Below are 25,623 nucleotides of genomic sequence, written 5' to 3' on the forward strand. Positions count from 1 at the left end.
TTTTTTTAGATAGAAAAATAAAGGATGATAACAGCAGGGGAAGGTTGGAATTTTCTTCATATATGGGTAAGTAATAAGGGACGTAACCAACTTAATCACAGGGGCGGGGTTGCGGCTAAGCCAAATATGAAATATATTTGGGGATGTGACATGCCATCAGACATAAGAGAGGGGATGTATCATGAACACACCATTACATACGAATTCAGATCATCAAAATGCAGCTTTTGGATTTGCACTAGCTGACTCATCCGTACTTGCAGAGGCGCAGTTAATTGTTTCACAATTAGAGGATTCACAAACCTTACAGTTGGATATTGATCCGCAGCGCCTTCTGAAGGATGGACGTAAAGTATCTGTCATTGCACAACAGTTGGATTCGCCCGTCAATCGTCAGGATGCCAATATCATCTACGGTCAGGAGTTAGCATACGTGCAGTATGCTGTTAACCTGAAACCGGATAGCTCGATCTCCATTGCTTCTATTGAAGGCGTTGAACATTCTGTTGATTTTGGTTGGTCAGAATTTATAGAAGGGGAATACGAACTTCGAATCTCCCTGCATATGAAAACACCACGTATTGCTGAAGGTGCACTCGAACCTGAGCAGATTGCAATGGTTAAGTACGCGCAGGTGATTACCGCATTTATATCGCTTTTCCCGGCAGAAGAAGCGTCGTTGAGTTCGCCATCTCAAGCTGTGTGGAGCAGAAACCATCATGTATTTGACTCCTACGGCAGAGGAGGATTCATCCTCGCTGACCTGCCTCGACTCGCTGAACGTGTAGAGGAACTGATGGGACCGGGTAACCATAATCTGATCGAACAATTTGCAGAAGGAAACCTGTCGGATACTTTGCTGGAAGAGGGGCTGATGGCGATTGCCTGGGGCGTGACTCCGTGGTGTTATTCACTCTATTCTGCACCAGATGAGCAGTCTGCTCAAATACTTGCCGTGGACAAGTTGGGCGATGAACCTGAACGGCAAGGGATCTACCGTATTGATCCGTCCATTCAACAATTAAGTATCGTACCTGCGAATGAGCTGGCTTACTGGCCTGCCTGCATTCAGAACGATTGGCCAGTCATTGATGTGGCGGGTGAAGGCGAGACTTTGCACATGGATTTATATACTCAGATCTGTGAATCCGTGAATGGGCTGCACGAGAATCCATTGCCATCGTTTGTACTTACTCGCAGTCAAGGCAAACCCGAAACGATCATTCCGCTGATTGACATTGTCATTGTGGATGAAGCATAGAGCACTGTTCAACTTAGGAAGGTTGTTCTGTCATCGCAGTGCCCGTGTAAATAATCATAGTCAATTTTAACCGAATCGAGGTGACGTAGACAGATGATGACCGAGGAGATTCAGGAGCAATATGCGGACGAGCTAGAAGCTTTTCACATATGGATGAAGGACGCCGGATATACAGGCCATACGGTAAAATCATACACGGGTGACGTGGTGGAATTCCTGGTCTCCATTCAAGGAAAGTCACTGGAGCAGGTCAAAAAGCTGCATGTATTGTCTTTTCTGTCCCGTGCGCGGGAGCGTGGGGTTAGTGATGCCACGAGAAATCGCAAACATGCGGCGGTGAACTGTTTTTACAAGTCCCTCATTGAACTCGAATTGTTAACCAATAATCCGGCGTTTGGGATCAAAAAATCCAAAACCGAGAAAAACCGTGCGCCCGTTTTCCTTGATGAAAGTGGGCTGACACGTTTTCTGGAGTCGGTAGATGGGAAGTATCGCACACGTAATCTGGCTGTTTTTCTACTGATGGGATATATGGGATTACGGGTCGGAGAAGTGCATGCGTTGGATTGCAAAGACTATAATGCGGAGCGGCGTACATTGGATGTATTTGGTAAAGGTCGTAAATGGCGCTCGCTCCCTGTACCGGAGACCGTGGCAAAAGTATTATCTCAAGCGATGGCTGAGCGTCTCGATCCTTGGAGGCCAAAAGAGGAAGCTTTTATTTGTCTCGCAAAAAGGAAAAAGACTGTCTATTCGCAGTATCCAGCTCATATCTACGGAAACGTTTGAACGCTTCCAGCAGGAATCACCAGCTAATCAACGTCAAAACTACTCCAGTCATAAGCTGCGTCACTCCTTCGCGACCATGATGTTACGGCGTGGAGCCGACTTGCGTACGGTTCAGGAACTGCTTGGTCACGCGTCGATTCAAACAACAACCGTGTACACACACGTCACCAGTAGGGAGAAAGAAGAGGCTATGGCTCTGCTGGACGTTAAACTTCCGTCATATTAGAAGTGAAAAGCTAATATTTAATCCGAAAAGGAGTCTGTCCAAGTGACAGGCTTTTTTGTTATTGATTTGATGGTGGAGATTTGAACATAATTAATATTATGTAAACTGATTATCTGATAACTAAATAGGCATATAAATAGAAGCCAAACCAAAGAACCATTCGCTTCTTCTCTCTGAAAGAACAAATGGTCCTTTTGGCTAGCACGGATATCTTAATTCACAACGTTTAACATGCTAAATCGTTCACACCATGAATGGTTGCGTGTTTTGTGGCAGGATTATTCCAATCCAGCGATCTGTTCTTTTAATTTGTTAGCAGATGCCTGGAAAGCCACTTTCTCGGATTCATTCAGCGGTAGAGGCAGAATCTCGCGCACACCGTTGCGATCGACAACACATGGAACACCCAGATAAACATCCGATACACCATTGTAGTCTTCAAGGTAAGTGGATACGTTCAGAACGGAGCCTTCGTTGCCGAGAATTGCAGCTACAATGCGGTCCAGAGCAAGGGCGATTGCATAGGAAGTCGCGCCTTTGGCATTAATAATCTCATACGCTGCATTTTTGGTACGGTCGAAGATATCCTGTTGTGTTTCTTCATCCAGTTCCAGATCTGTTCCTGCAACGTTAGCCAGGCTCCATACCGGTACTTCGGAATCTCCATGCTCACCAATAATGTGTGCGTGAATACTACGCGGGTCGATCCCTTTATTCTTACCAATCAGGTAACGGAAACGTGCGCTATCGAGCAATGTACCTGAACCGATGACGCGGGAAGCAGGCCATCCGCTTTGTTTCCACGAAGTATAGGACAAAATATCTACAGGATTGGTTGCAATCAGTAAAATTCCATGAGAATTCACTTCAGTAATGCGCTCGATAATATCTTTGAAAATGCTTGCATTTTTCTTCAGCAGATCAATCCGGGTTTCGCCCGGTTTCTGGGAAGCACCCGCTGTAATAATAATGATATCTGCATCTTTGCAGTCGGAATAATCGCCAGCCCATACTTTCACGCCTCCCGTAAATGGAAGACCGTGGTTCATATCCAGCATTTCGCCGGTTGCCTTATCATGATTCACATCCACAAATACCAACTCGGACGAACGCTGTCTCAACATTAGCGTGTATCCCGTTGTTGTTCCCACCGCACCCATGCCTACAATCACGACACGACTTGGTTTCAGAGCTGCACTGTTTGTCATTTTCATATCCTCTCCTTTTGGGTTATACTCCCATCCATGTTAAGGGATTAGAGAACATAAAGCGAGTGTTGTCTATAAAACAGTTCACATTTCATGTCTTTTTACCCATTATTCCGTCGAAAAACATATTAGGATGAAAAGGGCTGAAGCGCAGGCTATGAGTGTGCGATGAGCCTTTTACACAAGGTTTGTGGTAGAATAGGAGCAGTGGATTCTAATGAATCGTAAATAAAACGCCATAGGACAGGCATGCGCGCCTGTATATTGGATGAGAGAGGTGGAACCCACTTGCGTTCGCAATGGATTAAAATCGCGCAGACAGCATTGCTGTCTATAGGTATAGTAGCCTTATTGGCTGCCTGCACCGACTCAGATCAACTGCCAGAAGCAGAACCTCCACAACAGCAGGAGGACGCTGGGAATACAGGACAGACGTTAACCGTCGTTCCCCCGGTGAACAGTACAGAATCTGCGGATATGGCCAAGTACCAAATACAGACCCGTTTGACCGATTTTCAGTTGCTCAATGACAACGGAGGATTGGCATGGGGGGTAACACGAAATGCGTTGCGTCTGTACTACACGCAGGATCAGGGAAAGACCTGGATCAATATTTCACCTTCGGAAAATGTACAGTTTCCGGCTAACCCTAAATATGGACAAAGCATTTATTTTGTAGATCGTGCACACGGTTGGATTGTTCGTGAAGGCATGGGTGGAACAGATACCATGGTGCTTCGTACCAACAATGGAGGCGTAAGTTGGAGTCTGTCTTCTCTGTCCAAAACGGATAAAGTGACTGCGATCTCATTTGTATCTCCTGAAAAAGGCTGGATTCTTACCACCGTGGATACCGCTATTGGTAAACAGGAGAAGAAACTTTACTTTACCGAGGATGGTGGAATCACCTGGAATCGGATGTCATCTAGTGATGAAGACGGCAAACAGGAAGCAGAAGAGATTTCCAAACGTGGATACACAACAGGGATGACATTCTCGGATCCAAAGCATGGTTTCTTAACAGCGCTTGAGTTCGGCACACCGAAGTTGTATGTAACTTCCGACGGTGGAGAGAACTGGGACACTGGACCATCTTTCTTTGATCGAAACAAATTCAACGGGTGTAGTAATTTCAGTGTCAGTTCACCACAATTTTTTGGACGTGAAGTACAGTCAGCCTGGATGTCAATGTCCTGTTCCCAAGGGGAGAGCACGACATTTAATGGATTCTTTACCACCGATGGCGGGAAGAGCTGGAAGCTGTCCAATTTCACTTTAAACAAACAAACGGGTCCGAATCGTAACCTTTCACCGGTATTTCTAAACGCATCGGAAGGTTGGGCGATGCAAAAGGGCATAACCTATCACACCAAGGATGCGGGCAAAACGTGGAGCGCTCTTCCTGCAAGCAGTGTACTGGAGAAAATTCTCGAAGACTATCCGGAGATTGTGAAGATTCAGATGGTTAACCCCAAGCTTGGCTGGATATTGGTTGAAAATACAGATGCCAAAAGATCGTTGTTATTGCAAACGGTAGATGGCGGTGTACATTGGAAAGTACTATAAACGTAGAGTGTTATCGATGTGAATAGATAGGAGAAAGAAGAGGAGCCTAAGGGATCCTTTTCTTTTTTTGTTTAGTTTGTGAAATAAATCACAAATAAATCCACTAGAAGGTGATATATTTAACTCAACAAGAGAAGGAGTGATGAAGATGAGAACCAACGGTCAAACTCAATTCACGCAGGCGGATGAATTAACCAGATACATGCTTCAATTATGCTACACATGTGACGATGCCAATCGTTGTACAACAGAGGATGCAGTAAAGGCTTGCATGGCAGAACACGCACAGGCAGACCAACCCGAACCAGCTGAAGGTGGAGATGTAACTCGCGGGTTTATGGACTTGATGTACGCATAGTAATCGAAACTAATCAAAAAAAGCTGATATATCAACGTTTTGCCAATATTCAGAGACCGCAGTGACTAATGAAATGGTTTGAGCATAGGTGTTGCTGCGTTAGTAAAAGCGGATTGGAATGATTCTCACGAATCATTTAAATGGGAATATTAGAAAGGCACTGCTGGCAGAACGCTGGTAGTGCCTTTTTTTGTTTTGTGTTAAGATGTCCATGGCCACAAGGCTGTGCATCCAAGAATAATTAGTAGGTGTAATGGATAAACTTAAACTTGATCATTAAATAGATGGTCAGATGCAACACACACAACAACAACACATATTGTTTATAGGACACCTCTCTCTAACTGCTCGATGCTTCCTCCCGCTGCCCAAGGCAGGGAGGAAGCATAATATGATTTTTTGTAATGTATAAATGATACATTCTATAATTTAAACTCAGATGGGAAGCAATAAATCAGCTTGTACAACTACAAACGTATGTGAGCGAAAAGTATAGTAAGATGGATCTGATATACGCTAAGCCTATGATTCACGGAGAACGCTCCTGCGGGAGGGTTCTTTTTGATTTGGAGTGAAATGTATGCGCTTTTAAATGTACTTCGCAAATATTGCAGCATGGGTTATTATAGAAATAATTAAGGTAATTTTCTCAAAATGTGGAATTGATTTATTGGTTCCAAGAAAGGATGGGTATTATCTTTAGTTGGTCTCGCCCTATCCACAAATGTGTTGCTACAGAAGAGGATAGACTTGTTTTTTTTAAATGTTAGGTTGATGAATCTTAGTATTCGGTAACTCTTTGCGAAAGTAAGTTAGCATTATTGGATCGTAAACTATCAACCTATGTGAATGCGTTGGCCAAAGCTGGATTTGCCATTGAGCAATTGATTGAGGAATCTGATGAAGAATTAAGGCAACTGCAAAACGATGATTTTGCCAATAAAGCAAAGATGCTCCCTGTAACCTTTGTGATAAAGGCACGAAAACTATATTAGAACGATAAGGGGAGTAGCCAATGAAGATTAATCAAAGATATTACTATGTTTATAAAGCAATTACTTGTTTTCTGTCATTCGCTTTAATCATTATGACATGTGCGGTACCTGTAAACGCTGAGGTAGAGAATGTGGAGACTACGCCCTCCAGAATTGCGTTGTCATCGTTAGAGGAAACGATTGATTCATACGTGGCCACTAATCAGAAGAATACCGCTGCCGTTTCGGTTGTAGCTATCAAGAACGGTGAGACCATTGTGAATAAGGCCTATGGATACGCAGATCTTGAGCAACAGAGAAAGGCAGACACCTCTACTGTATTTGAATGGGGTTCAACTTCTAAACTATTGGTCTGGACGAGTGTTATGCAGCTTGTAGAACAGGGAAAGCTTGATTTGGATACCGATATTCAGGACTATTTGCCGGAAGGATTTCTAAAGAAGCTTGAATACGATGCTCCCATTACCCTAATGAACCTTATGCATCATAACGCAGGATGGGAGGATAGATTGATCGATTTATGGTACTCATCTGAGAGTGATATTGTGGAATTAGGTGAAGCATTACAAAAATTTGAACCAAGGCAGATCGATAAACCTGGGAGTGTTGTTGCTTATTCAAACTATGGTACGGCTATGGCTGCTTACATCGTTGAAGTGCAAAGCGGAAAACCCTTTTACAAATATGTCAACGAACATATATTTAAACCACTGAACATGAAAGACACATCGATTCACCCATCACAATACGATAATCTAAACGTCTTGAAACGAAGAAATGAGATTCAGGGTTACACTACGAATCTGAAACTAATTCCTAAGAACAGAGCATACATAAGCTTATACCCTGCGGGGGGCGCCATTGGCACAGCAGAGGATGCAGCTAAATTCCTTGCAGCCTTAATGCCTGTGGATCATAGCAATTTATTATTTGCTAACAAGGAAACGTTAGACGAGATGCTGTCACCAAGTCTATATTATGATGGAACTTCTAATCCTCGAATTGCACATGGCTTCTTTGAAGTGGAGTACTGGGTGCCTGCACTGGAACACGCTGGAAGTACGGCGGGATTTACAAGTAAATTTGTTATTGACCCGGAGTCTAATTTTGGGTTAGTGGTCATGACAAACCAGTCAAATGAAATGGCTTATAGCGTTGGTCTTGTCCAGAAGGTGTTTGGAAGTAGCTTCAGTACAAATTCGGTTACATCTGAGAGTGGGGGATATTATCTGCCTGCGCGACGGGTCGTTTCCGGTTTTACGAAGGCATATTCGATGTTAAGTCTGCAGAAGTATACAACATTTGACCTTAGTAACTTTGCAAATATTGTTGAGCGTAACGGGACTATTGAGAAGGTCTCCATTCCTTATAATGACTTTTTGCCCATATCCAATTTAACGATAAACTTGATCAAAGCATCTTTTATTGCTCTTGCAGTAGCCATCCTGCTCAGTTTGAGAGCTATAATTGGCTATTTTATTCGGTTATCCAAATACAAATTAAAAAACTGGGAAAGACCCGGCACAGGATTTGATAAATATCATATTGCCATTAATATTGCCAGTCTGGCATTCATTTTGAATACGATCCTATTGTTCATGCGCGCCTTAGGCTTTGCCCCTTATTCTTCGTTACGCATACATCTCATTTTAAACCTGCTTTATGTAATTCTAGCTGTGGCGTACCTTATCTTGATGTTCTACAAACTGCTGAAGAGAAGTTACAGTAACAAGCAAAAGGCGGTATACATCATGTCTGGCATGTCGGCTTTCCTATTTGCTGCTTTTATTATGGGATGGGATTTGTACTTTTAGAGCGGAATTATCGACGAGAACATGATCAGAAAGAGCATGAGATAGTAGAAAGGATAAAACTATGAACATTCAAGATCTCCCAATTGAAATAAAAGAACATATAGGGGAAGTCCAGAAAATCACTTTTCCTAAGCAGGGTCATACTTCTACTGTGGCTATACTGGATACGTTTGATCAAAAGTACATCATCAAGAAGACAGAAAACGATCTTTATAATGAATGGTTATCCGATGAATATAAGGTGCTCCAATACCTTTACCATACGGGACTCCCTGTTCCAAAGGTATATTCATTTCATACGGAGGACACATCGAGATGGCTTCTGATGGATTATATTGATGGAATAAGTTTAAGAGAATTTCTCTCTAAGATGCCTGACCTCCAAAGTAAAGAAAAAACGATTTTTAACTTTGGGCTTTGTCTAAAGAAAATACATGAATGCTCTTGTCCTGTTGAATTATTGAACAATGACAGTCCTTGGTTAGATACAATGCTTAATAAAGCAGAATATAATCTAACTCACTTTGCTGTAGACGGATCAGCAGAACTACTTCAACAGTTGAAAGAAGCAAGACCAAAACCAATAGAGAACACTTTCATTCATGGAGATTTTACTATAGATAATGTGCTAGTTAATGATTGCAATATTGTTGGAGTTATTGACTGGGCAGGTGCCGCTTATGGCGATCCAAGATATGATGTAGCATTAGCCATTAGACCAAAACCTAATGCGTTTGATAATGAAAGAGATAGAGAAATATTTTATAACGGATATGGAAAGTTAAGAATAACGGATGAAGAATACAATTACTTTGAAGATGGGATATATAACTTCTTTTAGTCTGGCTATAAATTGTTCTTCAAATGCATATCCAATCTCTTTAGAAGGAGTCGAAAAAATGAGCCCTCCAAAACACATCTTATCTGCCGCTGCAATCGTGATAAACGACAAAAATGAATTATTACTTATTAGAGGACCGCGAAGAGGATGGGAAATGCCAGGTGGTCAAGTAGAAGAAGGAGAATCTCTTAGTCAAGCTGCAATTAGAGAGACGAAAGAAGAATCTGGCATCGACATTGAAATCATCAAGTTTTGTGGAATATTTCAGAATATCGAAAATTCAATATGTAACACATTATTTCTAGCAAGACCGATAGGTGGGGAATTAACGACATCATCTGAGAGTTTAGTCTCTGGTTTCTTTCCAATTGAAGAAGCGATTTTAAAAGTCGAATGGAAAAACTTCAGAGAAAGAATAGAGTATTGCTTAAAACCTGAGATGCAACCTTTTTGCATTGAGTTCAGTGATAAGAATAATATTTAAAAGTTTCCCAGAAGCGTGGTACATATTACAGTGTATTCTCTAATATTACCTTTAATTGCAGATTCACCATAGATATGGGTCTAGGAATAAAGCCGAATATGACCCAGTCAAGAAAGGTAGGGAGGCCAAAGTTTGAGTTCGGGAAAGAAATCTAAACGGCTGGACACTGTTCGTAGTCTCGTTCATGAAATGCTTCTTGAGGAAAGTATTAACAAGGAAGGTATGTTGGTCCATCTTTATGGGGTTTCTAATTTAGCTTCCATGCTTGCTATGAAAAGAGTACAGGATTCGGAAATTACTGCGATTGCAGGGTTACTCCACGGTTTTTATTTCTACAAAACAGGAATCGAAGACTTTCCTGGTTCTAATAGTGCGGATGCTGTTAGACCGATATTACGCAGTGCTGAAATCTTTACGACAGATGAACTATCTATCATTCTTAAATCAATCTTTTATCAGGAAGATACACATCTAGTTCATGGCCCATATGAAGAAATTATAAAAGATGCCATACTGTTTCAGATGTACTTCCAGAATCCAGGTAGAAGCTTATCAAAGATAGAGATAAGTAGATTAGAGAATGTATTTACTGAATTGGGGATATCGAAGGAGGAAATAAAAGCAGACGTTAATGTTAATGTGCAAACAGTTAACATAAATACTGAAGACCGGCGTTCCAAGTTAGCTGATCTAGCAGAAACGCTGGCAAGGCAAAATATTATTGGTACTCCAGGGGATCAACGATATCAGGAAATTTGCAGGTATTGGCCGGATTCTGATATCTATAAAGTACTTGAAGCCAATTGGTGTGCCGCATTTGTATATCATTGTTGTATGGAAGTTGGAATAAAACTCCCTATTCGATATCCTAATCGAATGTATCGATTAGCTGGGGTGGGTGCTTGGTTGGACTGGGCTAAGCTAGCTGAAACAGGATTCTTTTATCGGGATATGCAAGAAGGTTTTGAACCAGAGCGTGGTGATATAGTCATTTATGAGAAGCTCTTAACGGATAATTCTCACGATCACATTGGAATTGTTTTGACCTGTGACGGTGATCAATTATTGGTTGCAGAGGGGAACACAGACAATAAAAACTACTCTAGCGTTTTATACAGAGAAAGAGGATATTGTATTCTCGGATATATCCGTGTAAGTGACAGCTATCAATTTAATTTTCAAGGAGAGTATAGACCAACTTAGCTGATATACATGGGTGTGCTAGTTTATGTATCTTGAGGTTATCAAAAACATAGGAAGATCAATATCAGAAAGGAAGTTCAATCAATGAAACGAGTCGATGTAGTATATACACTACTAACCAATCCATCCAAGACTAAAGTGCTTGCAGTTAGAAATGTAGGACGTTCAAACTGGTCGCTGCCTGGTGGAGCTGTTGAAGCTGATGAATCATGGGAACAAGCTGCAATCAGGGAAGCCCAAGAAGAAACAGGACTTGATGTTAGCGTGCACGGTATTGTAGCAATCAACGAGTGTAAATTTGAAGAAATTAAGGAACATGCTATTTTGATCACATTCAGAGCGGAAATCGTCGGAGGGAGAGAAGAGATATCAAGACCAGATGAAATCTCTGAGATTGCATGGTTGGATATAACACAGGCAGATGAACTCATGCCTTACTACAAGAACGGCTTTAAAAGCTTACTTTATGGAAATGAGATTACATATTTCAACGAGGGTAACAAGTGATGTTCTGGACGTAGGCGTATAAAGGAGGCTAACAGATGAACAAGAACAGTGTTTATGAAACAAACAGCTTCTATTGGGATACAAGAGGGAAGGACTTTTTGAGAGCAATCGTGCTTCCACATTATGGAGCATTCATATCAGAAGAAAAACACCAACTATTTGGGAATGTCTCAGGATTAAAGATGTTAGAGGTGGGCTGTGGAGATGGTCAATCCTTGCGGTATCATGGGGATCACAACGCTGGTGAGCTGTGGGGTATGGATATATCACAGAAACAGATAGAAAAGACACAACAACACTTGAGGACATATGGTATTTCGGCAAAATTGATATGTTCACCCATGGAAGAGGAATGTGGTATCCCTATTAATTATTTTGACGTTGTGTATTCAATTTATGCCATAGGTTGGACCACTGATCTTCAAGGTACTTTCAGTCGAATCGCTTCTTATTTAAAGAAAGATGGCATTTTTATTTTCAGCTGGTCTCATCCAATTCATAGATGTATCGTTGAAGAAAACGATAGATTTGTCTTCAATAAGCCATATTCTGATGAATCGTGGTATGCGGTATCTCCTAATTCTTGTCAGGGCGAATTAACTTTAGCGGATCGGAAATATCAACCTATGTCAATGCGTTGGCGAAAGCGGGTTTTGTCATTGAACAAATGATTGAAGAATCTGATGAGGATATCATGCAATTACATGATAATAGCGATAATCTCCTTAAAAGAGCGAAGATGTTACCTGTAACTTTTGTGATCAAAGCAAGAAAACGATGATTAAATGCAATGAATCGGGGAGTGGACTATGTTTAAATATCAAATGGATACTGCTACCTATATATCGCTATATTTATGGGTTGAAAGCAGATCAATGGAGAACGTAATAAATCAAATTTATTTTAACTAAAGGAGCTAGTTATGAGAAGATTACCGCTTTTTGTAGTGACAGGCGCGAGTGGAACAGGAAAAACAACGATCTCTTCGCTTGTTCGGAAGCAGCTACCCGAATTTGACGTCTTTGATATGGATATCATCGATAACGTGGATTGGCAGATTGCCAAAGAGAATTGGTTGAGGATTGCGTATAACATATCGCTAAGTGGACGAGGGACTGTTTTATGCGGAACGATGGTGCCGGAAAACATTGCATCGTCCGATTACATAGATCGATTTGATCGAATTCTATATATGAATTTGCATTGTGACGATGTTACTCGCGAGACGCGTTTAAGAGCTCGTGGGTGGGACGAGAACTCGATCGAAGATCACAAGAATTTTGCAAATTGGTTACTACAGAATTCGGAAAATGCGTTTGACCCGCCAATGCAAACAATTGATACGACAGAGCTTACAGCAGTGGGAGTAGCTGAACAAATTAAAGAATGGGTTTTAAAGAGCTGGTGCGAGGAATGAACACCTAAAATAACCTCATAGTTAGATTGAGTGGGAGGAACAGGATGCTGCCTTTTCAAGTGAATGAATCTATTGTATTAAAACTGATCCAATCTCAAGATAAAGATGAGTTGTATGCAATGATTGATGAGAATAGAAAGTACTTGAGAGCGTGGTTACTCTGGGTTGATAAACGACAATCGCCCAGCGATTTAGATTCTGTAATAGAATTATGGACACATAATTATGAAGAGAGGAACGGTTTTGATTCCGGAATATGGTTCAATGAACAATTGGTCGGGATGTTAGGATTGCATTATATTGATTGGAATAATCGAACAACGAGCATTGGATATTTTTTAGCTGAGTCAGCACAGGGCAAAGGAATCATTACTAAATCAATAGAACAATTGCTTAAATATCTCTTTAACGAGTTGAAGTTAAATCGTGTCATTATTCAATGTGCAGAAAACAATTTTAAAAGCAGGGCTATACCTGAGAAAATCGGATTTTCAAATGAGGGCACATCCAGAGAAGCTCAATGGGTTTACGATCATTTTGAGAATATTGTGACTTATAGTTTGTTGTCTAGTGAATGGCATACTTAAAAGGTAGAGTATATCAGCATGATGAGACGAAGGAGGTCACGTATTGTTTCTCAATGTATTACTTTGGTTGATTATCCTCTGGGTGATCTCCCTTTATTTCAGTTTTCCTAAGAAAGATCGCATGTACACGGTTAATGTGCCACGCACATATTACATTCAATCTTTAAATCGGTTGGATATTCAGAAAAACTACGAATGCGCTGCATTTTCCAGTGCGTTCGTCTTGAGACATTTCGGTTTGGAGTCCAACGGAACAAAGCTTTATGAAACCTATCCTCGCAAATTACTGGATGGGACGGTATATCCCAAAGCGGTCGTTGTTTTTTTCAGAAAACTAGGATATCAGGCAATGTACTTACGAGGAAATGTGAATACGTTGAAGAAACAGATCAGCCAGGGTGTGCCTGTTATATTATTTATTAGAGTACATGCTAAACAACGTTATTTGCATTTTGTTCCCGTCGTTGGCTATGATGAAACACATTTTTACTTGGCAGAATCGTTAGACCACAAGATTAATTGTGATGAAGAATATTACAATCGAAAAATCAGCATAAGTGAACTCAACATGTTATGGAGGTCGTGGTTACCTTTTTCTCAAAACTCCTATATCGTCGTACACCCGATGCAGATTTAAGACGGCCCTCTTTTAAGGGACAGGATATATTTGCTTTGAACGAACTAATCGGTATTATTCGGAACGTCTGCAGGTTAAATCATGCAACTCATGCCCAAATGGCTTGAGTTTTTTGGTGAGCAAATCTCCTCTCGTAAACCAGTTCGCTTTAATCGATGGTTATGAACAAAATAGATCAAACGTATAGGCAGTTGCTACTGATTTTATTGTTTTACCTAGTAATCAGCGGAGTTTTTAATTAAATTGGTTGTTCGTCCACGCATCTATTCATCTACATACGTACGTTAAACTATGTCTATAGGGAGGTGTCCATACTGTGAGTCATTCAGAAGTGAAGAAACGTATGAAGAGAAAAAAGGCAACATTACATCCATGTAAAGTTAAAAGAAAAGACCGCCGATTGAAAGTGGTTAAAAAGTTCGTTCAAGTAAAATGTCCGCCTCCAGAGGTGAACATATCTACCCCTACTGTCGTTGGCCCAACAGGACCACAAGGTATACAAGGCGTACAGGGTATTCCAGGTAAACAAGGGGCAGAAGGGCCACCTGGAGCTCAAGGACCAGCGGGGGGGCCACCTGGACCACAAGGACCTCAGGGACAGCCTGGTCCTGCTGGAGCGGTAGGCTCTCAAGGTCCGGTCGGACCTGCTGGACCCATGGGAGCACAGGGGATTCCGGGAGAAGCGGGGGCTGTAGGGCCACAAGGTCCGCAAGGTAATCCCGGACCTGCCGGAGCAATTGGACCTCAAGGTTTTCCTGGGGCTGTTGGGCCGACGGGTGCGACAGGCCCAGCAGGCCCAGCCGGTCCAGCAGGAGCGGTAGGTCCTGCTGGAGCAGTAGGCCCGGCAGGCCCAGCTGGTGCAACAGGAGCGGTAGGTCCTGCTGGAGCAGTAGGCCTTGCAGGCCCAGCTGGTGCAACAGGAGCAGTGGGTCCTGCTGGAGCAGCAGGTCCGACAGGTGCAACGGGAGTAGCGGGTCCCGCTGGGGCAACAGGATCTACAGGTGCGACAGGAGCAGCCGGAAGCGTGCTGGGATTTGCTGACTTTTTCGCGCTGATGCCACCTGATAATGCTGCAACGGTTGCTCCCGGTACAGATGTAAGCTTTCCTCAGAATGGGCCGACAAGTGGAACAACTATCGCCCGCACGGGGCCTAGTTCATTCAATCTGGCAGCCATTGGTACGTATCAGATTTTGTTCCAGGTGAGTATCAATGAAGCAGGTCAATTAATCTTAACTCTCAATGGGGCAGACTTGGCTCCTACTGTAGTTGGGCGAGCAACGGGAACGTCTCAGATTGTTGGTATGGCTTTGGTGCAGACAACCGTGATTAATTCTATTCTGACCGTGCGGAACCCGGCTGGTAATGCTACAGCATTAACAATCACGCCACTTGCGGGTGGAACTAGACCTGTATCCGCACATCTTGTGATCACACAATTAGCATGAGTCCGTTAACAGGCTAGCAAACTTTCCTCAACTTTATTAAATATGCATCCACAACGGTAACATGGGTTTGCTTGAACTGAGATAGCAGTGCTTTACCTGAGGCTGCTATCTCAGTTGGAGCGGATAATGGTACAGATGTAACTACATATCGGATACTCTTTTTGTTTTGTGAGGAATGGTGAAAAGTCACTACTAATTATTTTTTCAGTAGTTAATATGATAAAATATTGGAAAAACATCAGAGGTGAGTACATGAAGATGGACACTGGAGAAAAATTACATGGGTTGTTGCGGCATTATTATTAATCATGATCACGGCTTGCAGCAATAGCAAATTCAATCCAAACGAATTCTCAGAACAGGATCTGGCTGTGACGAAGACCGACAGTGAGGATAAGATTACATATGGAATGAGTCAGGAAGAGGCTGAGAAAATCCTTGGTGAGGGAACATCAACCGGTGTGGGTCAATCCTATCAATACAATAACGGGATCACGATTGGCTACAGGGATGCCAAAGTCGTCAGTATCATCTTGAATAAGGACTCGAAAGGGTACTTTAAGACGGCTCGCGGGGCAGAGGCGGGGATTACTCATCAAGAGATTCTTGATCTGTATGGCAATGTACATGTTTTGGTCGAATCTGAACGTAATATCGATTATGCCTATCATATTCAGAAGGAAACATTCCTGGATGAGAAGTCGCTGCAAGCGGAGAAAGATGATCTGGCTATCTATCGTGCATCGTTTATGCTCACAAAAGAGGGACAGGTCAATCAGGTTATATTGTTGGATCATCGATTCGCAACAACCTTTAAGTAAAATAGGGCTGCTAGGCAGCGGGGTATTAGATAATGAAATAGTACTTATTTTCGTATGAAGCAACCCTTCGGTATTCTGCCGGAGGTTTTTCCCCTCACACCGTTTGATTTCAATCCGGATAACAAGTTCTTTGTTTACGTGCATATACATTACAGGAGACGGGTCAAGACTCCGGCTGTCCTAAGTTGTATGAACGGAGGGAGAGACATGGGCATTGAATCATCCTGGATGTTTGATTTGTTTGGAACCGTCTTTCCGGTTGTATTTGTTCTGATTATAGGTATAGTCCTTCTGTCGATGGGAAAGGAGGTATGGAGGTGGGGACGCAACAACTCGGAGCCACTATTGACCGTGCCTTCACGAATCACCAGCAGACGGATGAAGATGAGTCAGTCGCAATCTGAACCGGGTAGTACAGCACGAACGCTATACTACGTCACCTTTGAAGTAGAAAGTGGAGATCGGCTTGAATTCAAAGTCAATGGCGAAGAGTATGGTTTGTGCGCTGAGGGGGATGAAGGACGGCTCTCGTTCAAAGGAACGCGTTATGTAGGCTTCGAGCGATATAATCGCGTATATTCTGAACGCCTACGTGGTTAAACTGAGCAGCTTGCGCCAGGATGGCGTGAGCTTTTTTTGATTAATTGCTGGACAAGCGTTTCTTAATGGGCCTAACGTGTTTTTATATAAGAAGAGGCTTAATCAGATTATGATCGAAGGATCATTACCATAGAGGAGGCAAACAATATGTCATTTACAGATCAGGTCGTTGTTGTAACCGGTGCCGCTCAAGGGATAGGACGAAGTGTGGCCGAGGCTTATGCGGTCGCTGGAGCCAAAGTTGTACTTGCCGATCACAAGGAAGCCGAGGGTGCGGCAGCCGCAGCTTCCATTCGTAATGAAGGCGGAGAAGCCATCTTTGTTCAATGTGATGTTCGGAGCGAGCAGGATATTACGAATCTTTTTCGTACAACCGTGGAAGAATTCAAGCAAATTGATGTTTTGGTGAATAATGCGGGACTCGCCAAGTGGAAGTCACCCTATGAGCTGACGCTGGAAGAATGGGACGATGTACTCAATACCAATGTGAGAAGTTGCTTTTTGGCGAGTCGGGAAGCAGCCAAACATATGAAAAGCAATGAACACGGTGGTGCCATTATCAACATGGCTTCTACCCGTGCGCTGATGTCTGAGCCGGATACCGAAGCTTATGCCGCATCCAAAGGGGCGATTGTAGCTCTGACACATGCGCTGGCGGTCTCACTGGGCAAGGACCAAATTCGGGTCAATTGTATCAGTCCGGGATGGATTGAGACAGGTGACGTGGAGAAATTGAAAAAGGAGGATCATGAACAGCATCCATCCGGTCGTGTGGGTGTTCCTTCTGATATCTCCCGTGCTTGTCTATATTTGTCTGATCCAAGCAATACCTTTGTCACAGGGACCAACCTCGTTATTGATGGAGGCATGACCCGAAAAATGATATATGAGGACTAGAACCGGGATTGAGCCGGGCGAGCCCTAAGCTGTCCCAACTTAAGAGTAATAAGCCCAAGTTAAGCACTTGGGCTTATTTGTTTTTAATAACTCGGTTGCTATAATAAATGTGATTTTACAACAGTAGAAGAATGGAGGGAGTATATGTTCGGGAAACAATCCCGGAAGGTATTTTGGCTGTTACTGCTGATCGGAGGGATGATAATGATAGGGAATGAGTCACCTGCTGAAGCTGACGGCGCAGATATACGGGCGGCCTGGGTATGGCAGGCACAGTCTGTTAGCAACGGAGATGAGCTGTTGGCCAATGCAGCTAAACATAAGATAAACAGGCTGTACGTGAATGTAGACATGACGGTGTCAAAGGAGGTATACCAGACGTTTATAGCCAAAGCAAGCCGTGCGGGTATTGCGGTTGAAGCGCTGGGAGGCGATCCATCCTGGGCGCTCAGTGGCCGTGAAGGTCCCATGCTCAGATTAGCGTCGTGGGTAAGTGATTACAATCAAGCTGCTGAGCCCAACGAGCAATTTGATGCCATACATCTGGATATCAAGCCCTATGTGTTACCAGCCTGGAAAGAAGATGCCAAGCCACTGGTACAATCATGGGTAGCCAATATGAATCTGTTATTTGAACAAGTGAGACAGGATGGCGCAGTTGCAGTGAATATTGACCTGCCATTTTGGCTGGATTCCTATACCGTCACAGGAAATAGAGTTTCTGAGGATGCAGATAACGAACCATTGTCACGTTGGTTCATTGAACGAGTGGAGCATGTCACTTTACTCGCTTACCGTGATAACGCGCAAGGGAACAATGGTATTATACGTTTAATTGAACAGGAAATGAACTGGGCAGATGCCAGCAATGTGAGCGTCACGGTTGGGTTGAACACCAAGCCCATGCCTGGCGAGGAGTTCACGACTTTTGCCGGGAAAGGTGCAGCACAACTGGAAACCGTTATCGAAGAAGTTGCCTCCGCATTCAGCGAGCATAGTTCCTACGCAGGTTCTGCTGTACATGACATCGTATACTGGGGACAACTCGAGCCGTCAGAACTGCCATCACCGGAGATTCCATCCAATCAGCCAGAGATTCGGGGAACGTATATCTGGGAGGCTTCTCAGGTGACGAATGACGGGGGAGAGCACATACTAGCGTTTGCTAGAGAGCAGAATATTAACTGGTTGTATGTGCGGTTAGATCTGGATCAACCCTATTCCAGTTACCGCAGTTTTGTGAAACGGGCAAAAGCGCAGGGCATTGAGATCCATGCGATGGGTGGACACCCGATCTGGGGCAAGAAGGAGAATCGTCCACGCATTAAGCGCTTGATTGATTATGTAAAAAACTATAATGCTGAATCCGAACCGGATGAACGATTTGAAGGCATCCATCTGGATATTGAGCCTTACACATTGCCAGAGTGGGAGAATAGTCGGGACACCTTATTGACCGAATGGGCTGCCAATATTACATTTTTCCAGGAAGAAACAAAGAAGGACAGTGATCTCGAAACAAGCGCAGACCTTGCTGTATGGCTGGATAGCTTCGCGTTGCCAGGAAAGGATACATCTGTGACTGAATTTATGATCCGTACACTCGATCATGTGTCGCTGATGGCTTTCCGTAACAACGCCGAAGGTTCCAATGGGATTGCTGCTATTGTGAGTCAGGAGATGGAGATTGCGGATCGTTTGGGTAAAAGGTTGATGATCTCGGTAGAAATGAAGCAGAACCATGAAGGTCCTCATATTTCTTTTTATGAGAAAGGGGCAGCGGAGATGGAACTTCAGCTTGCCAAGCTTCCGGATCTGCTGGCCGAACATCAGGCTTACCAAGGCAACATTGTTCATGCCTATGATTATTGGATTGAGGCCAAGCCTTAAACAGGCGAGTATTATAAGAAACGAGTTGCTTCGGAACTTCACCTTGGGTGAGGTTCCGGGCTTTTTTTTATGGAAAAAAGATGGAATCGTGTCACCGAATGGGCTCCTGCACAATACGATGTACGGTGATGAACAGCTGAAACAAGGGAGGAAACAGACTATGGCTGTTATTAAAGCCAACTCAGAGGACGTCAAGCTGCTGGCTAGGCTCATGAGGGCAGAGGCTGAAGGTGACGGCGAACAGGGTATGTTGCTTGTGGGCAATGTAGGTGTGAACCGGGTGTTGGTGGATTGTCTGGACTTTAAGGATATTCGCGATATTAATCGTATGGTATTCCAGAATCCAGGAGGCTACGAGTCAACACAGAAGGGGTACTTTTACCAACGGGCAAGACAGTCCGAGATTCGTCTCGCACAACGGGTGATCAATGGAGAGCGCATCTGGCCAGCGAGCAATTCATTGTGGTTTTTCCGACCTGTGGGCGACTGCCCACCAACGTGGTATGACCAGCCAAATACAGGACGTTTCAAAGCGCATTGTTTCTTCAGTCCGACAGGCGATGACTGTCCGGAAGTATATTAAATTTTGGGAGGAATCATCATGATTAATCAGCCTTATCAACCAACAACTCAAACACTGGGTCAGCAAGCGAATTCTGTGTTGGGTCAACAAGCCAATTCTCAGGTTCAAGGTACGTCTTACAAAATTGGTAACGGAATGCCTGCCATGTCACCAACGCCAGGGATGGTATCACCAAGCTCCACAAGTGTACCTCCACTCGTATCCAGTGGAAGCCCAATGACACCAACGGGTGCAGTGATTACAACAACGGCTCCACAGTTTGAGCAGTCATACATTGAGAATATTTTACGTCTGAACCTTGGTAAATTCGGTACGTTCTACATGACATATGAAGGCAATAAAGAATGGAACGCTCGCATATTCCAAGGTATTATTGAAGCAGCTGGCCGTGACCATATTATCATCAGTGACCCGAAGACAGGAAGACGGATCATGCTGTTGATGGTCAACTTCGACTATGCTACATTTGATGAACCGTTGTTGTATCAATATCCGGGAGTGGTAGGAAATTACCCGCAAGCTCCAAGCAGATAATCATTTTCACCTCATCATTTTGTAACTGACATGTCTAACACATACTGATTTACTTCGCTGTCCTGAATGTGGAGGTAATCCGCAGACAGGACAGCTTTTTACATAAACATATATACGGAGGTTACTATAGGTTTAGAGTCATACGTAACCTTTTGGCGATAACATGGCACTTATACATGAATAGAACAAGCAGCATGCTTATATGAAGGGAGTCCATAGCATTGAATTCATGGATTGAAGGAGCGATGAAGGGCGAACCCGAAGCTTACGCACAACTGATGTCTCAATATCGCGGGATGGCACTTGCTGTTGCCTACCACCGACTGGGGGATACATTTTGGGCAGAAGATGTCGTGCAGGAGGCGTTTACTGAAGCCTTTGGTAATCTGTCCAAGCTGGAAGCTCCTGAGGCTTTTCCCGGGTGGTTCAAGGTAATCGTGGAGAGACAGTGTTATCGCTGGCTTAGACGCAAGCAGCATACCATGATTCCAGTTCAGGAGCTGGAGCATGTATTCCATGAAGAGGATCAGGCGTATAATCCGGAAAAACAAGCGGTGCAAAATGAAATGCATCGTACGCTTCGTGATTCCATTGCAATACTGCCATCATCGATGCGGATTGCTGTTGAACTGTTTTATTTGGAAGGATACTCGCTCGAGGAAATATCGGATTTCCTCGGGATCAAGGTACCTGCATTAAAGAAAAGATTGTTCGATGCCCGATCCAAACTCAAGCGCTCTATGCCTGTAAGGGATCTGGCCTCTGTATTCAGTGACTTGTATGAAGGGGGAAAAGGATTGTTACACATTATGAATGGGGATCACGCTGCTAATCGTTTAAGAGAGAGTGGAATTCAGGGAGACATCCTGGTATGGAGAGAGTTGTATACGTTCGGCCCGGTAGCCAAAGAAATGGGAGATACGAAGGAGCGGCAGAATCGGGCATCCGTGTTAGAACAGCAGTTGGGCATTCCACAGGCAGAATACTTGAAAATTGAGGAGCTTGAACGCAAGTTACATTCGTTTCAACAATACAAGGAAATTGTCTTATGGTTCGAATACGATCTCTATGATCAGACGATGTTATCTTATCTATTGCATTATTTCAAAGGACAAGCACTCCAGAATACGAAACTGAATCTGCTCTGTATTGACTCGTATCCAGAGATCGAGCATTTTAGAGGACTGGGACAGCTTACCTCCACACAGATTGAACGGCTGTCAGGCAGTTGGCATGTGATTGAGAAAAACGAGTTACAAGCCGGTGCACAGTTCTGGGAAGCTTATACGTCGACTGATTTCCGGCATCATCTGGATTACTTGCAGGCAGACACTTCTGCGCTACCCTTTGCGAAAGCTGCCTTTAAGGCACATTTGTCCCGTCTGCCATCTGTATCGAATGGTCTGGGGCTCATTGAGCAGACAACACTGGAGACCATTAGAGCAGGTGTGGAGCATCCGTATCCATTATTTCGCGAGGTAGGGGACAAGCTGCATATTCTCGGGATGGGTGATCTTGAATACTGGGCACATCTGAGGCGGATGACAGAAGGACCTCATGCCCTTCTTCAGATGAGCGGTGCAACCACTTTCCCTAATTTCAAGCAGCATGATGAAAAATTCCGTGACGGAGTCCTGTCGCTAACGGAACTCGGAATTCAGGTGTTGAATGGTGAAGTCGATTGGGCACTGCTGAAGCAGGATGAATTCTGGATCGGTGGATTGCATAACCCAAGCGGGAAACAAGCCAAGTGGCGCTGGAACCCCGCTTCGGAAACCGTAGTGGAGATTGAGTCCACATCGTAATCGGCGAATAGAATCTGAGAAAATAACAGTATTACAAAAAGAGAGTATCCAGCCATGCGAAGCATGAGCGAGGGTACTCTCTTTAGTTTGGTTAGATCATTGTTTAAGAAATGTTAAAAAACAGCGTAATCGAGACTTTTGTTAAAGAAAAAAGGCGTTTGTGCCATTTCGTTGTCATAGGACACGGATTGACTGTGTAGTGTAGAATTATATAATAAAAGAAGCATATCTTTGTTATTCGACAGAACAAGGTGGAGGTGGAAGCATTGGGAAGTTGAAATTGCATATGAGCGGCAGAATGGCAAATATCCTACATTTTCGAAGGAGGTGGACCTATTTGCCGAAGAATGACGGCGAATAGGATGAAAATTTGAGTGACCCCTTACCGAGTATTTTAAATTTAGTAATAATTGGTTTACTTGTATTAATGAATGGTTTCTTTGTGTCGGCGGAATTCGCGATGGTGAAGGTTCGTGGAAGTCGGATTGAGGCTTTGGTGGAAACAGGCAACAAAAATGCCATCTATGCTTCCAATATCGTACGTAATCTGGATGCATATCTGTCAGCTTGCCAACTAGGTATAACTTTGGCTTCACTGGGACTCGGGTGGCTGGGAGAACCGGCAATTGCACACTTGTTAGAGCCCGTGTTTACCGCATTTGGACTGGGACCAGTCTACGTTCATGGAATCTCTATTGCCATTGCATTTGTGATTATTACGATCTTGCACATTGTACTGGGAGAACTTGCTCCCAAAACGATGGCGATTCGAAAGTCTGAGACGATCACGTTGTGGTCTGCGGCTTTGCTAACGTTCTTCTACAAGTTAATGTATCCATTCATATGGGCACTGAACGGTATGGCTAACGGCTTGTTGAGACTGTTCCGAATGGCACCAGCTTCGGAGATGGACTCCGCACATAGCGAAGATGAAATACGCATTCTGATGAAAGAAAGCAATAAGAGCGGTTTAATTGATAACACTGAATTAGCACTTGTTGATAATATATTTGATTTTACGGATACAACCGCTCGTGAAATTATGATTCCGCGGACGGAAATGATCTGTCTGAACGCTAATGAGTCCATGCTGGAAAATCTGGAGATTGCCAGTGAAAGTATGCGAACAAGGTATCCGGTATATAACGGAGACAAGGATCATATTATCGGCTTTATTCACATTAAGGATCTAATGCGATCCCAACTCACGGATACCATCTCCGTGATCCGGCCCATCCTGGCTGTGCCAGATACCACGCTAATCAGTGATCTGCTCAAGCGTATGCAGCGTAGCAAGACACAGATTGCGATTCTGATTGATGAATACGGGGGAACCTCCGGGCTTGTCACACTTGAAGATATCATGGAAGAGATCGTAGGCGAGATTCAGGATGAATTCGACCATGAGCGTCCTGTCATTGAACAAGTGGATGAGATGGAATACTCTATTGATGGATTGATGCTGATTGAAGAAGTCAGCGAACGATTCGGACTGGAGATGGATCGTGCCGATTACGATACCATCGGGGGCTGGTTATACTCCAGAGTAGATGCCATTCCACCTGAGGTCGGTCAATCGGTTGAGTATGGGGGTTATGTATTTGTCATTCAAGAGACAGAGCATAAGCGGATTTCCCGAGTAAATGTGATTAAGCTGGAACTATTGGTTGAAGAAGAAGGCGCGTAGCCAGATCGAAATTGTAACAAATGAAGCTGTATGGTGACGTAATGGTCATCGTACAGCTTTTTTGCATGCTCATGATTCTTTGGGTGCATGAATGACAATATCGGCATAACGGTTCTCCGTGACCAAACTATTTTTGATAGAAATTCGCTTATAAGTGACGTAAACATTCTCTCCCGGAGCCAGATCATGCTGGATATTCAGCTTTTTTCGAGTGGATTGGGTTGTTGTCGGTGTCTTAATGGTGATGATGGCGTACATAGGCGTATCGACAAAAGTAACCTCGTAAGAATTGTAGTCCCCCACCTTAGTGGTGGATAACACGGGATTTTGCTTAAACTGGGTCAGGTGATCATTCACCATGCCAAGTGTTACGGGTAACACATAAAACAGAAGTACCAGAGGCAGAAGGCAGAAAGCGATCCCGAAAACACGTAAAAATTTGACATGGGAAATGGTTCGTCCGCTCTGCTTGAGGAAAAGAAAAGCAAGGATGGGGGACAGTAGAAGTCCCCAGATCATAAAGGGCAATACATAGCGGTCAATCCCCATGCTTATCCAGCTTTCCCGGGCTGTAGCCAAGAAATATATTAAGGTCCCTGCGGTAAGCGCACTCACCAAGATAACAAGCCAACGTTTGAACGAGCCGGAAACTTCGATATGTAGTTCATTCGGATTGGAGCTGTGACGATGCCTCCTGGATTTGGATTGAAATTTACTCAAGTTATACACCTCATTTGCAAATCTTGTTGGTTCATATGGTTTCGTGTATCCGTTACCCAATACATACGGGCTGGAATAATTTAGGTTTCAACCATGCTGGAGATGCATGCAAAGACAAAAGACGCTGCCGACAGAAACATCGGAGCGTCTAATTTTTTTTTTGAAACCTGTCACCCGATCCGTCCGTTTATACCCTTACACAAAATCAAATATGGAAGCGGAGGATGGATCAATATGCGGAAAATGAAAACGAAGAGTGCAGCATCTATACTAAAAATAACCCTTGTTGCCTTGTTAATGGTGCCAACAATCCTGGCTATACCTACGTCCGAACCAGCCGTTGCAAGCCCGATGATCAACGTGTCCTCTGGTGCCCTTACACCACCGCCGCCGGAACCATCCATCCATTCGCTTGCTAACACTCGAGAGCTTGGACATATCTATCAAGCGGTCGGTGCAGTCATTCCTGGGGGTGGGCTATCGGCTATCGTCAATACCAAGACCATGACATATACAGCAATGAAGACACTTTCCGTAGATTATCGATTTGAGCGCTGGACAGGAACAGCATGGGTAACTTTTAAAACGAGTTCCAACAATGCAACGAATACAAACTTACTGAATGCCGCATCGGATTGGACCGTTATGCCAGGATATTATTATCGCGTTACCAGTATTCATACAGCGTATGATGGAAGTACCACGGAAACAAGCAAACATGTCTCTGGCACCGTGTTATTCTGATC

General features: G+C 43.6%; 23 protein-coding genes and 3 pseudogenes. 24 read left to right on the forward strand and 2 right to left on the reverse strand.

All coding sequences use genetic code 11. The annotated features are described in order from the left end of the window. Positions 1 to 181 precede the first annotated feature (181 nt). Positions 182 to 1,261 carry a hypothetical protein gene (locus QF049_RS05750; RefSeq protein WP_307535564.1) on the forward strand — a complete coding sequence of 360 codons (1,080 nt, stop codon included), beginning with the start codon at positions 182 to 184 and terminating at the stop codon, positions 1,259 to 1,261. A 153-nt stretch (positions 1,262 to 1,414) separates the two neighbouring features. Further along, positions 1,415 to 2,276: pseudogene (locus tag QF049_RS05755) on the forward strand (tyrosine-type recombinase/integrase). A 278-nt stretch (positions 2,277 to 2,554) separates the two neighbouring features. Here QF049_RS05755 and QF049_RS05760 read toward each other — a convergent pair. Further along, positions 2,555 to 3,484: an L-lactate dehydrogenase gene (locus tag QF049_RS05760; protein WP_076217081.1), complete on the reverse strand. Its 930-nt coding sequence runs from the start codon at positions 3,482 to 3,484 to the stop codon at positions 2,555 to 2,557. Between the two features lie 288 nt (positions 3,485 to 3,772). Between QF049_RS05760 and QF049_RS05765 the strand changes: the two genes are divergently transcribed. From QF049_RS05765 to QF049_RS05865, 21 genes and pseudogenes are all read left to right on the forward strand, one after another. Continuing rightward, positions 3,773 to 5,050, forward strand: coding sequence for a WD40/YVTN/BNR-like repeat-containing protein (locus QF049_RS05765; protein ID WP_307535569.1), 1,278 nt, complete (start codon positions 3,773 to 3,775; stop codon positions 5,048 to 5,050). Positions 5,051 to 5,198: 148 nt separating this feature from the next. Next, positions 5,199 to 5,408, forward strand: coding sequence for a hypothetical protein (locus tag QF049_RS05770; protein ID WP_124115211.1), 210 nt, complete (start codon positions 5,199 to 5,201; stop codon positions 5,406 to 5,408). Between the two features lie 695 nt (positions 5,409 to 6,103). Beyond that, a pseudogene (locus QF049_RS31340) lies at positions 6,104 to 6,403 on the forward strand (class I SAM-dependent methyltransferase); the annotation flags it as partial. A gap of 20 nt (positions 6,404 to 6,423) precedes the next feature. Continuing rightward, complete coding sequence (locus QF049_RS05780) at positions 6,424 to 8,217, forward strand: serine hydrolase domain-containing protein (protein WP_307535573.1); 1,794 nt, start codon at positions 6,424 to 6,426, stop codon at positions 8,215 to 8,217. A gap of 61 nt (positions 8,218 to 8,278) precedes the next feature. Next, complete coding sequence (locus QF049_RS05785) at positions 8,279 to 9,058, forward strand: phosphotransferase family protein (protein ID WP_307535575.1); 780 nt, start codon at positions 8,279 to 8,281, stop codon at positions 9,056 to 9,058. Between the two features lie 58 nt (positions 9,059 to 9,116). Beyond that, positions 9,117 to 9,542 (forward strand): NUDIX hydrolase, encoded by a 426-nt coding sequence (locus QF049_RS05790; protein ID WP_307535577.1) that lies wholly within the window; start codon positions 9,117 to 9,119, stop codon positions 9,540 to 9,542. Positions 9,543 to 9,674: 132 nt separating this feature from the next. After that, positions 9,675 to 10,745, forward strand: coding sequence for a CHAP domain-containing protein (locus QF049_RS05795; RefSeq protein ID WP_307535579.1), 1,071 nt, complete (start codon positions 9,675 to 9,677; stop codon positions 10,743 to 10,745). 84 nt (positions 10,746 to 10,829) lie between these two features. Then, positions 10,830 to 11,252 carry an NUDIX hydrolase gene (locus tag QF049_RS05800; RefSeq protein WP_307535580.1) on the forward strand — a complete coding sequence of 141 codons (423 nt, stop codon included), beginning with the start codon at positions 10,830 to 10,832 and terminating at the stop codon, positions 11,250 to 11,252. A 35-nt stretch (positions 11,253 to 11,287) separates the two neighbouring features. Then, a pseudogene (locus tag QF049_RS05805) lies at positions 11,288 to 12,033 on the forward strand (class I SAM-dependent methyltransferase). Between the two features lie 141 nt (positions 12,034 to 12,174). Then, the gene (locus QF049_RS05810; RefSeq protein ID WP_307535582.1) at positions 12,175 to 12,669 is read left to right on the forward strand and encodes an AAA family ATPase; all 495 of its coding nucleotides are present in this window, start codon (positions 12,175 to 12,177) and stop codon (positions 12,667 to 12,669) included. A gap of 44 nt (positions 12,670 to 12,713) precedes the next feature. Further along, positions 12,714 to 13,256: a GNAT family N-acetyltransferase gene (locus QF049_RS05815; protein ID WP_307535583.1), complete on the forward strand. Its 543-nt coding sequence runs from the start codon at positions 12,714 to 12,716 to the stop codon at positions 13,254 to 13,256. Between the two features lie 43 nt (positions 13,257 to 13,299). After that, the gene (locus tag QF049_RS05820) at positions 13,300 to 13,893 is read left to right on the forward strand and encodes a C39 family peptidase (protein WP_307535585.1); all 594 of its coding nucleotides are present in this window, start codon (positions 13,300 to 13,302) and stop codon (positions 13,891 to 13,893) included. A gap of 316 nt (positions 13,894 to 14,209) precedes the next feature. Continuing rightward, positions 14,210 to 15,340, forward strand: coding sequence for a collagen-like protein (locus QF049_RS05825; protein WP_307535587.1), 1,131 nt, complete (start codon positions 14,210 to 14,212; stop codon positions 15,338 to 15,340). A 308-nt stretch (positions 15,341 to 15,648) separates the two neighbouring features. Further along, positions 15,649 to 16,161, forward strand: coding sequence for a hypothetical protein (locus QF049_RS05830; protein WP_307535589.1), 513 nt, complete (start codon positions 15,649 to 15,651; stop codon positions 16,159 to 16,161). Positions 16,162 to 16,368: 207 nt separating this feature from the next. Further along, positions 16,369 to 16,761, forward strand: a complete 393-nt coding sequence (locus QF049_RS05835) for a DUF2500 domain-containing protein (RefSeq protein ID WP_017688132.1) — start codon at positions 16,369 to 16,371, stop codon at positions 16,759 to 16,761. Between the two features lie 147 nt (positions 16,762 to 16,908). Next, complete coding sequence (locus QF049_RS05840; protein ID WP_076250310.1) at positions 16,909 to 17,658, forward strand: glucose 1-dehydrogenase; 750 nt, start codon at positions 16,909 to 16,911, stop codon at positions 17,656 to 17,658. A gap of 204 nt (positions 17,659 to 17,862) precedes the next feature. Then, positions 17,863 to 19,548: a hypothetical protein gene (locus QF049_RS05845; RefSeq protein WP_307535591.1), complete on the forward strand. Its 1,686-nt coding sequence runs from the start codon at positions 17,863 to 17,865 to the stop codon at positions 19,546 to 19,548. Between the two features lie 160 nt (positions 19,549 to 19,708). Then, on the forward strand, positions 19,709 to 20,131 hold the full coding sequence (locus QF049_RS05850) for a cell wall hydrolase (protein ID WP_307411605.1): 423 nt from the start codon (positions 19,709 to 19,711) through the stop codon (positions 20,129 to 20,131). Positions 20,132 to 20,206: 75 nt separating this feature from the next. Further along, complete coding sequence (gene gerQ, locus QF049_RS05855) at positions 20,207 to 20,665, forward strand: spore coat protein GerQ (RefSeq protein WP_036613981.1); 459 nt, start codon at positions 20,207 to 20,209, stop codon at positions 20,663 to 20,665. A 221-nt stretch (positions 20,666 to 20,886) separates the two neighbouring features. Next, positions 20,887 to 22,470: a sigma-70 family RNA polymerase sigma factor gene (locus tag QF049_RS05860; RefSeq protein WP_307535593.1), complete on the forward strand. Its 1,584-nt coding sequence runs from the start codon at positions 20,887 to 20,889 to the stop codon at positions 22,468 to 22,470. A 370-nt stretch (positions 22,471 to 22,840) separates the two neighbouring features. After that, entirely contained in the window at positions 22,841 to 24,157 is a 1,317-nt protein-coding gene (locus tag QF049_RS05865; RefSeq protein ID WP_076250316.1) for a hemolysin family protein, read from the forward strand. Positions 24,158 to 24,226: 69 nt separating this feature from the next. On the opposite strand, the gene QF049_RS05870 is transcribed toward QF049_RS05865, so the two are convergent. Then, entirely contained in the window at positions 24,227 to 24,877 is a 651-nt protein-coding gene (locus tag QF049_RS05870) for a hypothetical protein (protein ID WP_307535596.1), read from the reverse strand. A 234-nt stretch (positions 24,878 to 25,111) separates the two neighbouring features. On the opposite strand from QF049_RS05870, the gene QF049_RS05875 reads away from it, so the two are divergent. Beyond that, entirely contained in the window at positions 25,112 to 25,621 is a 510-nt protein-coding gene (locus tag QF049_RS05875; RefSeq protein ID WP_307535598.1) for a hypothetical protein, read from the forward strand. Positions 25,622 to 25,623: the final 2 nt, after the last annotated feature.

The sequence above is a fragment of the Paenibacillus sp. W4I10 genome, assembly GCF_030816325.1.
Taxonomy (GTDB): domain Bacteria; phylum Bacillota; class Bacilli; order Paenibacillales; family Paenibacillaceae; genus Paenibacillus; species Paenibacillus amylolyticus_B.

Bases quoted from the DNA above. Each gene is read 5' to 3' on its own strand.
- QF049_RS05840 (WP_076250310.1), top strand. From the start codon at position 16,909: ATGTCATTTACAGATCAGGTCGTTGTTGTAACCGGTGCCGCTCAAGGG.
- QF049_RS05785 (WP_307535575.1), top strand. From the start codon at position 8,279: ATGAACATTCAAGATCTCCCAATTGAAATAAAAGAACATATAGGGGAA.
- QF049_RS05845 (WP_307535591.1), top strand. From the start codon at position 17,863: ATGATAGGGAATGAGTCACCTGCTGAAGCTGACGGCGCAGATATACGG.
- QF049_RS05800 (WP_307535580.1), top strand. From the start codon at position 10,830: ATGAAACGAGTCGATGTAGTATATACACTACTAACCAATCCATCCAAG.
- QF049_RS05830 (WP_307535589.1), top strand. From the start codon at position 15,649: ATGATCACGGCTTGCAGCAATAGCAAATTCAATCCAAACGAATTCTCA.
- QF049_RS05815 (WP_307535583.1), top strand. From the start codon at position 12,714: ATGCTGCCTTTTCAAGTGAATGAATCTATTGTATTAAAACTGATCCAA.
- QF049_RS05875 (WP_307535598.1), top strand. From the start codon at position 25,112: ATGCGGAAAATGAAAACGAAGAGTGCAGCATCTATACTAAAAATAACC.
- QF049_RS05790 (WP_307535577.1), top strand. From the start codon at position 9,117: ATGAGCCCTCCAAAACACATCTTATCTGCCGCTGCAATCGTGATAAAC.
- QF049_RS05780 (WP_307535573.1), top strand. From the start codon at position 6,424: ATGAAGATTAATCAAAGATATTACTATGTTTATAAAGCAATTACTTGT.
- QF049_RS05750 (WP_307535564.1), top strand. From the start codon at position 182: ATGAACACACCATTACATACGAATTCAGATCATCAAAATGCAGCTTTT.
- QF049_RS05835 (WP_017688132.1), top strand. From the start codon at position 16,369: ATGGGCATTGAATCATCCTGGATGTTTGATTTGTTTGGAACCGTCTTT.
- QF049_RS05810 (WP_307535582.1), top strand. From the start codon at position 12,175: ATGAGAAGATTACCGCTTTTTGTAGTGACAGGCGCGAGTGGAACAGGA.
- QF049_RS05770 (WP_124115211.1), top strand. From the start codon at position 5,199: ATGAGAACCAACGGTCAAACTCAATTCACGCAGGCGGATGAATTAACC.
- QF049_RS05760 (WP_076217081.1), bottom strand. From the start codon at position 3,484: ATGACAAACAGTGCAGCTCTGAAACCAAGTCGTGTCGTGATTGTAGGC.
- QF049_RS05850 (WP_307411605.1), top strand. From the start codon at position 19,709: ATGGCTGTTATTAAAGCCAACTCAGAGGACGTCAAGCTGCTGGCTAGG.